Origin of the sequence: Microbacterium sp. NPDC076911 (assembly GCF_040687125.1) — a bacterium.
Taxonomy (GTDB): domain Bacteria; phylum Actinomycetota; class Actinomycetes; order Actinomycetales; family Microbacteriaceae; genus Microbacterium.
Genome location: NZ_JBFBMP010000002.1, coordinates 443,526 through 456,593 on the forward strand (window position 1 = coordinate 443,526; position 13,068 = coordinate 456,593).

The following is a 13,068-nucleotide window of genomic DNA, read 5'->3' on the forward strand; positions in this document are numbered from 1 at the left end:
GGGGTGGGCAGCGCCCATGCTGCCCACCCCGACCCCCTCACCTCATGCGCGTCTACCTCCTTCGTCGATCACTCTTCCTCTTGCTCTCGCTCGCAGTGGCGATGATCGTCATCTTCGTCCTGCTTCGCTTGCTTCCCGGCGACCCTGCGAACGCACTCTTGTCGATCGACGCGACACCGGAACAGATCGCCGCAGCCCGCGAGCAGGTCGGCTCAGACCTACCGATGTGGCAGCAATTCACCACGTGGGCGGGGCAGCTATTGCGTGGGGATCTGGGTGCGTCTTACATCAGCTCACGCGAGGTTGGCCCCGAGATTGCCGCCCGCTTGGGAATCACGATTCCCCTCACTTTGATGGCTTTCACACTGGCGCTTGCCCTGGCTCTCGTGATCGGGATCACTGCTGCGGTGAAAGCTGACCGCTGGTACGGCATAGCGCTTTCTGGCTTCTCACAGTTGGGCGTCGCTGTGCCGGTGTTCTGGGTGGGAGTGCTGCTGGTGTGGCTCTTCGCCCTCCAGCTGGGCTGGTTGCCTTCCGGTGGATTCCCCCGCGACGACTGGGAAGACCCCGCAGATGCGCTGCGCTCGCTCGCGCTTCCCGTCGTCACGATCGCCATCGTGATGAGCGCCTCCCTCGCACGATACGTGCGCTCAGCCACTATCGACGTATTGGGCAGCGACTACCTGCGCACCGCCCGTGCCGGTGGAGCGAGCATGAACGAAGCGTTACTGCGTCACGGTGTGCGCAATGGTTCCGTGCCGGTCATCGCCGTGCTCGGCATTGAGCTGTCGACCACGCTTCTGGGCGCCGTGGTCGTCGAGAGCGTCTTCACTCTTCCTGGTCTGGGCAGCATGCTTCTGACCGGAATCGAGCAGCACGATTTCGCGAACATTCAGGGCGTGCTGGTCGTCAGCACGCTCTTTGTCGTGCTGGTTGGCTTTGCCGCTGACATCGTGCAGCGCATTGTCGATCCCCGGCTGCGCACCAGCATTGCGGGCCAGCGATGACGGCCGCTATCGAAGTGCCTACCGCGGCACCATCCCGGGGTCGACGCCGACCGACGCTGGTGATCGGCATCGTCTTCACCGCGCTCGTTATTGTGATGGCGACGGTATCGCTGTTCTGGCTGCCCTATTCACTCACCGACATCAGTGGCGGCAGGCTCAGCGCTCCCAGTGCCGAGCACCTGCTCGGCACTGACCGCCTGGGGAGAGACCTTCTGTCGCAGCTCATGGTGGGCGCTCGCATCGCGGTCACCGTCGGCGCGGGTGCCGTGCTGATTGCGGCGGTGCTCGGCACCGCGCTCGGCTTGGCTGCGGCGTTCGCCCGACCGTGGCTTGACGACGCGTTCTCGGCTGGTCTCGATGTTGTCATCGCTTTTCCCGTGCTCTTGCTCGCGATGCTGGTCGTCGCTGTGCAGGGCCCGTCGCTGGGATCAGCGATACTGGCCATCGGTTTGGCGATGTCAGCGGTGATCGCTCGGCTGACCCGCATTCTGTCGCGCCGCGTTCTGCAAGAGCAGTTTGTCACCGCCGCGCGCACGAGCGGCACCCGCACGAGTGGGATCGTGTGGCATCACATCCTGCCGAACATCGCACCGACACTCGCCGTGAGTCTCGCGCTGCAGTTCGGTGTCGCGGTGCTGGCCGAGGCGAGCCTTTCGTACTTGGGCTTGGGGGCTCCGCCACCCAACGCATCGTGGGGTCGGATGCTGCAAGAAGCGCAGGGCACTGTGCTCACCGCGCCGGTGGGCGCGATCGCTCCTGGCATTGCCGTGATTGTGCTCGTCCTGGGCGTCAACTTTCTCGCCGATGGTTTGCGTGATTTCACCGATCCAACGAGGAGGCGAAGTCGATGAGCTTGCTTGAGATCAATCACCTCACGCTTCGCGCCGGTTCTGCGACCCTGGTCGAAGATGTGTCGTTCACCGTCGCCGCGGGCGAACGCCTCGGCCTAGTGGGCGAGTCGGGCTCGGGCAAGTCGATGACGGCGCTTGCCGCCCTAGGACTGTTGCCTGACGCGGTCACCGCACAGGGATCGGTTTTGCTCGACGGTCACGAGTTCGTCGGCGCTTCGGATGCTGCTGTCCGCGGCCTGCGAGGCTCGGTGGCGAGCATCGTGTTTCAAGAGCCGCTCACCGCGCTCAATCCGCTTATGCGTGTCGGCAAGCAGATCGCCGAGCCATTGCGCCGACACCTGAGCCTTCGCGGTGATGCTCTGCACGCGGCAGTCGCTCAAGGTCTCGCTGATGTGTCGCTAGAAGACCCGCGCATCGCTCGGTCATACCCCCACGAGCTTTCGGGCGGGCAACGCCAGCGCGTGGCTATCGCTATCGCCCTCGCAGCGAATCCGAGACTGCTGATCGCCGACGAACCCACAACGGCTCTCGACGTCACGGTGCAAGACGGGGTGCTGACCCTGCTCGAGCGCCTGGTCACAGAGCGTGGCATGGCGTTGCTGTTCATCAGCCACGATCTTGCTGTCGTATCGCGCATGGTCGAACGAGCGCTCGTATTGAAGCAGGGTGTGGTGGTTGAAGACGCCGCGGTCACTCAGCTGCTTCGGGCCCCTCAGCATCCCTACACGCGTGCGCTCGTCGATAGCGCGCGCTATCTCGATGCCGCTCTTGACGTGCGCGATATCACCGGGGAGGCAACGCAATGACTCTGCTCGCTCTGCAATCAGTGGGCTTCTCGTACGCGAAGACGCCGGTGCTCGATGATGTCTCGCTCGCGATCGCCCCAGGCGAGGCAGTCGGTCTCGTGGGAGAGTCCGGCGCAGGCAAATCGACAGCGCTGCGACTGCTCCTCGGTCTCGACTCCCCGCACGCCGGGCAAGTGATATTCGACAACGAACCGCTAGATCGTCGAAACCGCCGCCTCATGCACCAGTTTCGGCGCAGCGTGCAGCCGGTGTTTCAAGACCCGTACTCGTCGCTCGACCCGCGCCAGCGCGTGGATCGGATTGTCAGCGAACCGCTGCGATCGCTACGCATCTCTTCGGGTGCCGTTGCGCAAGACGCCGTGACGGCGGCGCTTTCTTCTGTCGGCCTCGACGCCGACGTGCAGCGCCGCTACCCCCACGAGTTCTCGGGCGGGCAACGCCAACGCATCGCGATTGCTCGCGCGATCGTGTCACGCCCCCGTGTGCTGCTGGCCGATGAGCCGGTCTCTGCCCTCGACCTGACCACCCGCGTGCAGGTAATCGACCTGCTGGCAAGCCTGCGCAAAGAAACCGGCCTCGCGCTCGTCATGGTTTCGCACGATCTCAGCGCGGTAGCTGCCGTGTGTGAACGCACCGCCGTGCTGCGCGACGGTCGCATTGTCGAACAGGGCGCGACGTCCAAAGTGCTGAGCAATCCCGAGAGCGACTATGCACGCACGCTTATCGCAGCAGTTCCGCGGCTTCCGGTCTGATCGCCAGCGCGCGAACTAGGCGATTCGGGTGCCCGGCGGCAGCTTTCGCGCGGGTGTGCCCGTGCGCGCCCAGGCCCACCACAGCAGCGCGGCGGCCAGCAGCATCTGCAACGACAACCCCACAAACCAGCTCGGCGCGCTGCCCTCGATGATCTCTTCGGGCGTGGGGTAATACTCCTCTTGGTATGGCGCGCACCCGTCCCAGACATACTCGAGCTCGGGCGGCTGCTGCGCCGAACGCACCCCGAGCTTCACCTGACCGAATAGATCTTCTGGATAGCCCTGGGCGTTGAACGTCGTCGGTGTCGCGTCAGCGAGGATCACGAACGGATTCGCCGCCAGCATCCACCACACGCGGTCAAAGCGCGGCACGTTGTAGGTGTAGGTTTCCCACTCTGAACACACTTCTCCGAGGTCGGGATTGCACGGATACGCCTCGCTGGGAACTTCGCCTGGATAGCACGGAAAGTCGTCGCCGTCTGCTGCCGGATATTCGGCATAGCGGCTCGTGTTGGTGGCCTCGGACTGCGCGGCGAAACCCACCAGGCTGAACGCGATGACTGTTCCCACGGTGAGCGCAGCGACCACGAGGTAGGTCGCCGCCACCGAGAAGAGCGGCCGCGCCAGAATGCCGCTGAGTGCGACACCGATCGCCGCGACCACCCCAATTTCGAGGATCATTACCGCGAGCGATACGAGAACTGTCAGCGGGTGCGACTCCCCCACCAGGGTCGCGATCACCAAAAATGGCACCGAGACCAGCACGAAAGCAAGGCCGGCAACCCATGCCGCCAAGAATTTTCCGATCAGGATCTCGCCCGTGGTCGCGAGGGTCACTTGCACGGGCGCGAGCACAGCAGCATCCCGATCACCATTGATGGCATTGCCGCTCAGCGTCGGTGAGACAAGCACTACCAGCAGCAGCGTGATGTAGACGATCGTCGAGAAGATCCACTGGCCTGGCTCCGGCGACCACGCGAGGGCAACAAACGACAGCAGGGACACGATGAGCAGCACCACGGCGAATATGCCGAGCAAGACATACCAGGCGACGCTGCGCGTGCGTTGGATCAGTTCGAGCCGAATAAGGGTGCCGAGGCGGGCCGTATTCATGAGGGCTGCTCCTCAGAAGAATCCATGGGTGCTGCCCCTGACGCGGGTGGCACTCCTTTGCCCAAATCCAAGAAGGTGTGTTCGAGGCTGCCCTGCGCGGCGGCGAACTCCGCCACCGGCAGCCCCGCGTCGATCAATCGCCGCAGGGCTGCTGCCGCTGCGTCGTCTGAGACGAACGACACAAGCGCATCTTTGCGCTCTGTCACGACCATCGCCGGGTCCGCATCGAGCGCTGCAGCGACGCGTGTCCGCGCGCTGTCTGCGTCAGTGCCCGCCAGCCTCACCCGCCAGGTGCGAGCGCGCTTCGCGGCAGCCGCGACCCGGCGCGAGTCGACTGTTTCACCTTCGAGCATGAACACCGCGTCGTCGACGACCTCTTCAAGCTCGGCGAGAACATGGCTCGACACCAAGATGGTGCGCCCCTCGGCGGCGAAGCGCCGCAGCAATACGCGCAAGTCGATGCGCGCCTGCGGGTCAAGTCCCGACGCTGGTTCATCAAGCAGCATCACGCGGGGGTTGTGCACCAGGGCGCGAGCCAGCCCGAGCCGTTGCTTCTGCCCGCGCGACAACACCCGGGCCGGGGCGGTAGCAAGGTCGTCGAGACCGACTTCGGTAAGCAGCTCACGAGCACGCGTGCTGGCGTGGTCTTTCGTCATGCCATACAGCCGCCCCGTCACCTCAAGCGTCTCGGTGCAGTTCAGTGAGTTCCAGGCGCCGAGCGCGTCAGGCATCCAGCCCAAGATCGCCCGAACTCCCTGGGGGTCAGCGATCGGGTCCATACCTTCGATGCGAATCTCTCCCGCATCGGGAGCCAGCAACGAAGACAGCATCAACATCAGCGTCGTTTTGCCTGAGCCGTTGGGACCGACAAGTCCGGTTACCCGCCCCGGATGCACCTCGAGCGAAACGTTGCGCACTGCGGCAACTTCGCCGAACGAGCGCTTTACGCTATGGGCCACTATGCCTGGAATCGTCACCGTCTCACCCTAAGTCGAGTGAGCGCAGATGTCACCGCCCGAAATCGCTAGGCGTCGGGCCGGATGCTCGCCGGGCGCCACGTCGAACGCCGTTGCCTGCGGCGACCGGCACCCATCGAGGCCAAGAGGCCAGCAAAGGTTTTGCGAAACATGCCCTCATCGTGTCGAGAGCGGGTGAACAAGCGGAAAACGCCGACCTACGGTTCAGCGACGAAAGAACGAAACCCCCAGATCAGGATGATCAACGAAGACACCGTCGACCTCAGCATCCCGAATCATCGCCCACTCAGCTTCATAGTCTCCAAAGTCGGCAGCCCCGCCCTTGGTGCGCACCGAACGCGCGAGAAATTTGTTCTCGGGTCGGCAGGTCCACGTGAACACGAGCAGCCCGCGGGCGTGGGCATCGCTGACTACGGCGGTCGGGCCGGTCAGGCGTCCGAGTTTGTCAGGGGCAAGAATCATGCGCTTGTCGACACTGATGCCGTCAACCCGACCGGCGAGCGCATCGAGTCCTTCCGGCTCGGCAGTCTGTTGGTAGGTGAGCGCCGACTTTCCGTCCGCCGAAAGCAGATCGAACGGTCGGCCAGACGATTCGAGCAGATAGATGAAGGATGCCTCAAGGCCCCGCTCCTGCAGGTCGAACAGCACCGTCGACTCGAACGACTCCACGGTGAGCGGCAGTGCTCCGCTCGCCCATCCTGCATCGGCGAGTTCAGCGGCAACGACCTCGCCCATGTTCCACCCCAACGAGGCGAAGTAGGTGGCGTGCTTCAGCTCGAGCACCACTCCGATGCGGCGGCCGTACTCCCGTGACCCTTCGCGCACCAGGTCGAGCACGTCGCGCAGACGCAGCACAGGTTGCGCATCATCGAAAGTGGCGCTGGCGGGGCGAATTTCAGCGAGCCGCTCCCGGCAGCGCAGTGTTGAGAGCTCTTCCCAGGTGAAGTCTTCGGTGAACCACCCTGTCAGTGTTTCCCCGTCGATGCTCTTCGTCGTGCGCCGGTCGGCGAACTCGATCCGGTCGGCAACGTCGGTCGTGCCCGATATCTCGTTCTCGTGCCGCACCACCAGCACACCGTCACGAGAGAGCACGACGTCAGGCTCGACAGCATCCACCCCCATCGCCAGTGCAAGGTCGTACGACGAGCGCGAGTGCTCAGGGCGGTAACCGGGCGCGCCGCGGTGTCCGATCACGAGTGGGTTGCGGCGAGGCACCCGACAAGGCTAGCTGTCGCGCAGCCCCGCTCTACTGTTGGCTGTGCGCTCATAGCGCACTCCCAGCCATACGGGCGATACAGACGCCATAGTCCGATATCGTTGATTCCAGCACCTTTTTGGCGTCTAACCCACAACTTTGGAGTGTGAGAGCAGTGGCCCTCAACAACCCCGCATTCAACGAACCGGCCTTCCAAGACAAGAGCGCCGTGAACACCTACCCCGGCGGCGCAAACGCCGCGAACATCGGTGGCAAAACTCAGTTCGCTGCGACGCAGCACGCGGGCACGAATGCTGCAACCCAGGCACACATGGAGGGCATGTACTCCGCTCCCTCTGCCGGGGCTATTGAAACTCAGCGGATGACCGTCGAAGACACCGTCGCCAAGACGGTCGGCCTCTTCGCTATTCTGCTGGTGACCGCCGTCGTCGGCTGGATCTGGACGATGGCGCCCGTGACCGCGCAGAACCCGACTCCCTCGATGCTCCCCTGGATCATCGGTGGCCTCGGCGGATTCGTGATGGCGATGGTCGTGATCTTCGGTTCACGCAAGAAGATCCGCCCGGGCGCGATCTTCGCGTACGCAGCACTTGAGGGTCTCTTCGTCGGTGGCATTTCGGCCTACTTCGAAATGCTCTACTCGGGCATCGTCGTTCAGGCGTCGCTCGCCACCTTCTCCGTTGTCGGTGTCACCCTGGCGCTCTTCGCGAGCGGCAAGATCCGCGCATCGAAGAAGGCCACCAAGGTCTTCATGATCGCGATGATCGGCTACCTCGTCTTCTCGCTCATCAACCTCGGCATGATGTTCTTCGGTGCAACCGACAGCGCATTCGGCCTGCGTAGCGAGCCCAGCTTCATCCTGGGCATTCCGTGGGGCGTCATCATTGGCATCTTCGTCGTCATCATGGCGGCATACTCACTGGTGCTCGACTTCGACTCGATTCAGCGCGGCGTGCGCAACGGCGCACCCCGCCAGTACGGCTGGATGGGCGGCTTCGGCATCATGGTCACCGTCGTGTGGCTGTACGTCGAGATGCTTCGCATGATCGCGATCATCCGCGGCAGCAACTGATCTAACACTTCGCACGAACGGCCGTCCAGTTTTCTGGGCGGCCGTTCGTCGTCGGTGGGGGCGTGCCGAGTCAGTGGCTGTGGCTAGTGGGCGCGTCCCGATGGTCGTTTAGTGAGCGCGTCGTGAGGGTGTGGCCAGCACCCGCTTCAGCACAGGTACCAGCGCACAGGTCACTGCCTCCGGCGCCAGCAGTCGGCCTTGCTCTACTGCTCGATCGGCCAGAGCTGCGCGGCGCTCGTCGTTGCTCAACAATGCGATTACGACATCAGCGAGTGCTTCCACGTCACCGGGTGGCACTAGCACTCCAGCGTCGCCAATCGTCTCGCGCGGCCCGTAGCGCACGTCGAACGAGACCACCGGAAGCCCACGAACGAGCGCTTCGGCAATAGACAGCCCCTGCCCCTCGTAAGCCGTAGAGACGAGCATGAGAGCCGCGCCGGCGAGAGCTGCGTCGCGATCGTCGATGTGGCCGTGAAGAGTGATGGATGCCGCCAGGGCAAGTTCGTCGATCAGCTCGGCGATCTGCTCTTTCAGCGGCCCATCGCCGTAGATGTCAAGGTGAGCGTCGGGCACCGCGTCAATGATCCGAGCCCACGCACGAACTGCGAGGTCGACTCGCTTCTGCGCCGCGATGCGCCCAAGCATCACTACTCGGTGCGGGTCAGTGGCATCCGTGCGCGTGCCGTGGCTGTGCACCTGCTCGACCGGGTTTGGCACGACCGCGAACGTGTCGCGAGCGCCGAACCGCGCTTCAACGTCTGCGCGCTGCGCCGCAGTCGGCCACAGCACGGCGTCGAAACGATCAACTACATCAAACCAGCGGGTCCACAGGCCGTTGATGGGGCCGTTGGGGTCTTCGTACGGCGGCTCTAGGTGCGAGTTATGCACAGTGTGGATGATGCGCACGTGCGGGTCACTCCACCCGGCGATCAGCTCCCCTAGTTGTCGCGACTCGCAGATGACCACCACGACACGTTCGGGATCGTCTGCGCGCAACTCTGCGGCGACGTGTTGCAGCCAGGTGAGATAGAGCGCACCAAAACCACCGGGAATCACTCCGTAGCCGTGAACCACCACCGCGGCATCGGTCAGATGCCAGTCAGGGTTCGCTGCAATCACCGGAATCGACAGCACCGGGCCTGCTTCTTCGCTCGCGATCTCGCGGTACTCCACACCATCCGAAGGCTCACCCGGCACCGCGGCCGCGCGCACCCATGACGGGTCGGCCAGTGCCTCGTCGAACAGATTCCGCATCCGGTCCACCGATGCGATCTCACCGCGATCAGCGAACACCCGGCGGTGCTCGGCATGCGCTGACGGCGTTGCGGGGTCGAGTGTCAATAGCAGCGGGGCGGTGGCGCCAGCATCCTGAATCGATCGAGCGCGCGCCAGCGTCGCCACGGTATACCCACCGTCGAGGCCGGGCACGAGCCTGCTCGAAAGTACAAGGTAGGCAGCGTCAGCGATTGCGGTCACGCTTCCATCTTGCCTGCTCGCTGTCGCGCGACCGGCACCCCGCACTAATGCGCGCTTACTCCCACTCGATGGTTCCCGGCGGCTTCGACGTGACGTCGAGCACAACGCGGTTGATATCGCGCACCTCGTTGGTGATGCGGTTCGAGATCTTCGACAGCACGTCGTAGGGCAGACGCGTCCAGTCGGCGGTCATCGCGTCTTCGCTCGATACCGGACGAAGCACGATCGGGTGACCGTAGGTGCGACCGTCGCCCTGCACGCCCACCGAACGAACGTCGGCAAGCAGCACGACCGGGCACTGCCAGATCTCATTGTCGAGGCCTGCCTTGGTCAGCTCTTCGCGGGCGATGGCGTCGGCATCCTGCAGAATCGCGAGACGGTCAGCGGTGACCTCACCGACGATCCGGATGCCAAGACCTGGCCCCGGAAACGGCTGACGCCCGACGATCACCTCGGGCAGGCCGAGCTCGCGGCCAATTGCGCGCACCTCATCTTTGAAGAGGGTGCGCAGCGGCTCAACCAACTCGAACTGCAGGTCTTCAGGCAGGCCGCCCACGTTGTGGTGGCTCTTGATATTTGCGGTTCCGGTGCCGCCGCCTGACTCGACCACGTCGGGGTACAGCGTGCCCTGCACCAAAAAGCGGATCGGCTCACCGTCGGCCGCGGCCTCAGCAATCAGCGCCTTCTCTGCAGCTTCGAACGAGCGAATGAACTCGCGCCCGATGATCTTGCGCTTCTGCTCGGGGTCGCTGACGCCGGCGAGCGCACTCAAGAACTGCTCGCGCGCGTCGATGGTGACGAGGCGCACACCGGTGGATGCGACATAGTCCTGCTCGACCTGTTCGCGCTCGTCCTTTCGCAGCAGCCCGTGGTCAACGAAGATGCAGACCAGCTGGTCACCGACAGCTTCGTGAACGATCGCGGCTGCGACCGCCGAATCGACGCCGCCCGACAACCCGCAGATCACACGGCCGGTGCCGACCTGTTCGCGAATCTTTGCGACCTGCTCGGCGATGACGTTGCCGCTGTTCCAGTCGGCAGGAAGCCCCGCTGCGCGGTGCAAGAAGTTTTCCAGCACGGCCTGCCCGTGGTCGGAGTGCTTCACCTCGGGATGCCACTGCACACCATAGAAGCGCTTCACATCGTTGCCGAAGGCAGCAACCTGCGTGGCCGACGTCGACGCGAGAACGTCAAAGCCCTCGGGTGCTTTCGAGACCTGGTCTCCGTGGCTCATCCATACGTTCTGCGTGCCAGGCTGACCGGCGAGCAAGGTTCCGCCGTCACCTGAGACGACAGCATCCGTCGCCCCATACTCGCGAAGGCCGGTCTGCGAAACCACTCCGCCGAGAGCCTGCGCCATGACCTGAAAGCCATAGCAAATACCGAGCGTGGGAACGCCGAGCTCGAAGACACCAGCGTCGAGCGAGGGGGCGCCTTCTTCATAGACCGACGACGGTCCGCCCGACAAAATGATGCCGACCGGGTTCTTCGCGGCGAATTCTGCCGCTGTCGCCGTGTGCGGCACGATTTCGCTGTAGACGCCCGCTTCGCGCACGCGACGTGCGATCAGTTGGGCGTACTGCGCGCCGAAGTCGACGACAAGAACGGGCCGCTGTTCGGTTTCAGTCTGCTGTGTCAACGCTTGTTCTCCGTCGGGATGGCGTGGGTAAGAGAGGAGTGCTCGGAACGAGTGTGGTGCTCAGCAGCCTCACGCTCGTCGAGGTAGGTCTTCACTTCGCGGCCGACTCTGGCCTCCATGAAGAACGAGAGGAAAGGAATCACGCCGCCTGCGGCGAGGGTGGCGAGGCGCACGATGTTCCAGCGCATCAGGCTCCACATGCGGAAGCAAGCGAAGAGATACACGACGTAGAACCAGCCGTGCACGACCAGAATGCCGAGCGAGAGGTTGAGGCCGTCACCCGTCGAAACGAGCCCGTCGACACCCTCGACCACGGGGGCGAACCACAAGAATCCGCCTGATCCGCCGAGGAAGAGCTCGACGTGAAGCGGAGTGTATTTGAGCACCATCTCGGCACACAGCAGCAAGAGGCCAACACCCGTGATGACGGAGCAAACCTGATAGAACTTCAGGGCTCCGCGAATCGCCGGGAAAGAAGCGAGTTTCGGGGCACGGGGCATGCGGTCCAGTCTACCCGCGTGCGTGTTGAGGCTCGCGTCGAGTGGATGCTGCACGCTGCACGTTGTGCGCGAACGTTTGTCGCGAGGGGATGCGCCGCCCGTTGGATGGTGTGTGCGAGTGCTCGTGTGCGCCCGCATGTGGTGCGTCGCAAGGGAACGTACGTGCCGAGTAGAAGCGCCGCCCGTTTGGGGCGGTGTGTGCGAGTGCTCGTGTGGCTTGGATGCCCGCGCATTTGGTGCGTCGCAAGCGGGGAGCCGTGCGCAGGTGCTCCCCTTCGCTGATGGCGCAATCTGAAGCGCACATAGTTCAGGCTCGGCAGGTAGCGTGGAGACAATGGCTCTTGCATCTCGTACCAGTCCCCGCGCTCCGCGCCCGTCGATCGAACTTGTGGTCATCGAGACCCAGCGGTTGTCGCCATATCTCGTACGAATCACGCTCGGCGGTGACGGGTTCGATCAGTTTCACGACCGCGTCGAGACCGACAAGTACCTCAAGTTGAAGTTCACGACGCCCGAGCCCGAGTCGCATCCTGTCACCCGCACTTACACGGTGCGGCGGGTCAATACCGAAGCCGCAACGCTCGACGTCGACTTCGTCGTGCACGGAGACGAGGGTGTCGCTGGCCCTTGGGCGGCGAACGTCAAGGTCGGCGAGAAGATCAGCTTCATCGGCCCGGGTGGCGGGTTCACCCCCAATGTCGATGCTGACTGGCATCTCTTCGTCGGCGATCTGTCTGCGGTGCCGGCAATCGCTGCTGCGCTCGAATCGCTTCCCGCTCAGGCGGTCGGTGAGGCAATCATCGAAGTGGATGCTGAGGATGCCGCGCTCGAACTAGCCGCTCCCGCTGGCGTGAACGTCCGCTGGATCACGAACGCGGCCCACGACACCGAGTGCCTGGCTGATGCGGTGCGAGCGCTCGAATGGCGTGAAGGTCGGGTTGACGCATTCGTGCACGGTGAGCGCGAATCGATGAAGGCGCTGCGCCGCGTGCTGTTCGACGAGCGCGCGCTCCCCCGTGAGCACGTCTCGTTGTCGGGATACTGGGCCCGCGGCCGCACCGAAGACCGTTTCCAGGCCGAAAAGCGCGAGCCCGTCGGCCAGATCCTCTAGCCCCGCACCGCGCCGCCCCGCTCCCCGGCGCACGGTGCCCGGTGCCCTGCGCACCGCCCGGTGCACCGCCCGGTCGACCCACCGCCAGGCGCACCTCCCCACTCCGAGACATGACCTCGCGTGCGAGACATGCCCCCGTGCACCTTGTCTCGCGCACGAGCTCTTGCCTCGCAGCCGGCGCCCCTTCCCCCACCGCAAGCGGCACCTCCGACAGCACACGCCGCAGCAGCGCACCTCCCCACTCCCCACTCCCCACGCCGAACGCCGAACGCCGAGACATGACCTCGCGTGCGAGACATGCCCCCCGTGCGCCTTGTCTCGCGCACGAGCTCTTCTCTCGCAGCCGGCATTCCTTGTCTCGCAGCCAGCATTCCTTGTCTCGCGCACGAGCTCTTCTCTCGCAGCCGGCGCCCCTTCCCCCACCGCGAGCGGCGCATCCCACAGCACACCCCGCAGAACCCCGCAGCGCCACACCCCAAGCGTGCCGCGAGCCGAGCAAGCCCGCTCAGCTCATCCGGCACAGCGAAACAGCACTTCGTGCTCAAGAC

At 64.4% G+C, this 13,068-nt stretch carries 12 protein-coding genes; 6 read left to right on the forward strand and 6 right to left on the reverse strand.

Annotation, left to right across the window (positions count from 1 at the left end):
* Window positions 1-44: 44 nt before the first annotated feature.
* Genes AB0O81_RS04495 through AB0O81_RS04510 form a run of 4 tightly spaced genes read left to right on the forward strand, consistent with a single transcriptional unit; the run spans window position 45 to window position 3,416 of the window.
* Window positions 45-1,007, forward strand: a complete 963-nt coding sequence (locus AB0O81_RS04495; protein ID WP_363581653.1) for an ABC transporter permease — start codon at window positions 45-47, stop codon at window positions 1,005-1,007.
* Complete coding sequence (locus tag AB0O81_RS04500) at window positions 1,004-1,858, forward strand: ABC transporter permease (protein ID WP_363581655.1); 855 nt, start codon at window positions 1,004-1,006, stop codon at window positions 1,856-1,858. The genes AB0O81_RS04495 and AB0O81_RS04500 overlap by 4 nt, the downstream gene beginning before the upstream one ends.
* Window positions 1,855-2,664 (forward strand): ABC transporter ATP-binding protein, encoded by an 810-nt coding sequence (locus AB0O81_RS04505; RefSeq protein ID WP_363581657.1) that lies wholly within the window; start codon window positions 1,855-1,857, stop codon window positions 2,662-2,664. The genes AB0O81_RS04500 and AB0O81_RS04505 overlap by 4 nt, the downstream gene beginning before the upstream one ends.
* On the forward strand, window positions 2,661-3,416 hold the full coding sequence (locus tag AB0O81_RS04510; RefSeq protein ID WP_363581659.1) for an ATP-binding cassette domain-containing protein: 756 nt from the start codon (window positions 2,661-2,663) through the stop codon (window positions 3,414-3,416). The genes AB0O81_RS04505 and AB0O81_RS04510 overlap by 4 nt, the downstream gene beginning before the upstream one ends.
* 15 nt (window positions 3,417-3,431) lie before the next feature.
* Here the strand turns inward: AB0O81_RS04510 and AB0O81_RS04515 are convergent, their stop codons facing one another.
* The 3 genes from AB0O81_RS04515 to AB0O81_RS04525 all read right to left on the reverse strand — a co-directional run bounded on the left by AB0O81_RS04515 (window position 3,432) and on the right by AB0O81_RS04525 (window position 6,721).
* Entirely contained in the window at window positions 3,432-4,529 is a 1,098-nt protein-coding gene (locus tag AB0O81_RS04515) for an ABC transporter permease (RefSeq protein WP_363581661.1), read from the reverse strand.
* Window positions 4,526-5,506: an ABC transporter ATP-binding protein gene (locus AB0O81_RS04520; protein WP_363581663.1), complete on the reverse strand. Its 981-nt coding sequence runs from the start codon at window positions 5,504-5,506 to the stop codon at window positions 4,526-4,528. The genes AB0O81_RS04515 and AB0O81_RS04520 overlap by 4 nt, the downstream gene beginning before the upstream one ends.
* 204 nt (window positions 5,507-5,710) lie before the next feature.
* Entirely contained in the window at window positions 5,711-6,721 is a 1,011-nt protein-coding gene (locus AB0O81_RS04525; RefSeq protein WP_363581665.1) for a glycerophosphodiester phosphodiesterase family protein, read from the reverse strand.
* 155 nt (window positions 6,722-6,876) lie between these two features.
* Between AB0O81_RS04525 and AB0O81_RS04530 the strand changes: the two genes are divergently transcribed.
* Window positions 6,877-7,794, forward strand: a complete 918-nt coding sequence (locus AB0O81_RS04530; protein WP_363581667.1) for a Bax inhibitor-1/YccA family protein — start codon at window positions 6,877-6,879, stop codon at window positions 7,792-7,794.
* A 108-nt stretch (window positions 7,795-7,902) separates the two neighbouring features.
* On the opposite strand, the gene AB0O81_RS04535 is transcribed toward AB0O81_RS04530, so the two are convergent.
* Genes AB0O81_RS04535 through AB0O81_RS04545 form a run of 3 tightly spaced genes read right to left on the reverse strand, consistent with a single transcriptional unit; the run spans window position 7,903 to window position 11,409 of the window.
* Complete coding sequence (locus tag AB0O81_RS04535) at window positions 7,903-9,270, reverse strand: glycosyltransferase (protein WP_363581669.1); 1,368 nt, start codon at window positions 9,268-9,270, stop codon at window positions 7,903-7,905.
* Window positions 9,271-9,325: 55 nt separating this feature from the next.
* The gene (gene guaA, locus AB0O81_RS04540) at window positions 9,326-10,909 is read right to left on the reverse strand and encodes a glutamine-hydrolyzing GMP synthase (RefSeq protein WP_337338512.1); all 1,584 of its coding nucleotides are present in this window, start codon (window positions 10,907-10,909) and stop codon (window positions 9,326-9,328) included.
* Complete coding sequence (locus tag AB0O81_RS04545; RefSeq protein WP_337338511.1) at window positions 10,906-11,409, reverse strand: DUF3817 domain-containing protein; 504 nt, start codon at window positions 11,407-11,409, stop codon at window positions 10,906-10,908. Before AB0O81_RS04545 ends, guaA begins: the two co-directional genes overlap by 4 nt.
* Window positions 11,410-11,743: 334 nt before the next feature.
* Here AB0O81_RS04545 and AB0O81_RS04550 point away from each other — a divergent pair, with 334 nt between their 5' ends.
* Window positions 11,744-12,520 carry a siderophore-interacting protein gene (locus AB0O81_RS04550; RefSeq protein ID WP_363581671.1) on the forward strand — a complete coding sequence of 259 codons (777 nt, stop codon included), beginning with the start codon at window positions 11,744-11,746 and terminating at the stop codon, window positions 12,518-12,520.
* Window positions 12,521-13,068 lie beyond the last annotated feature (548 nt).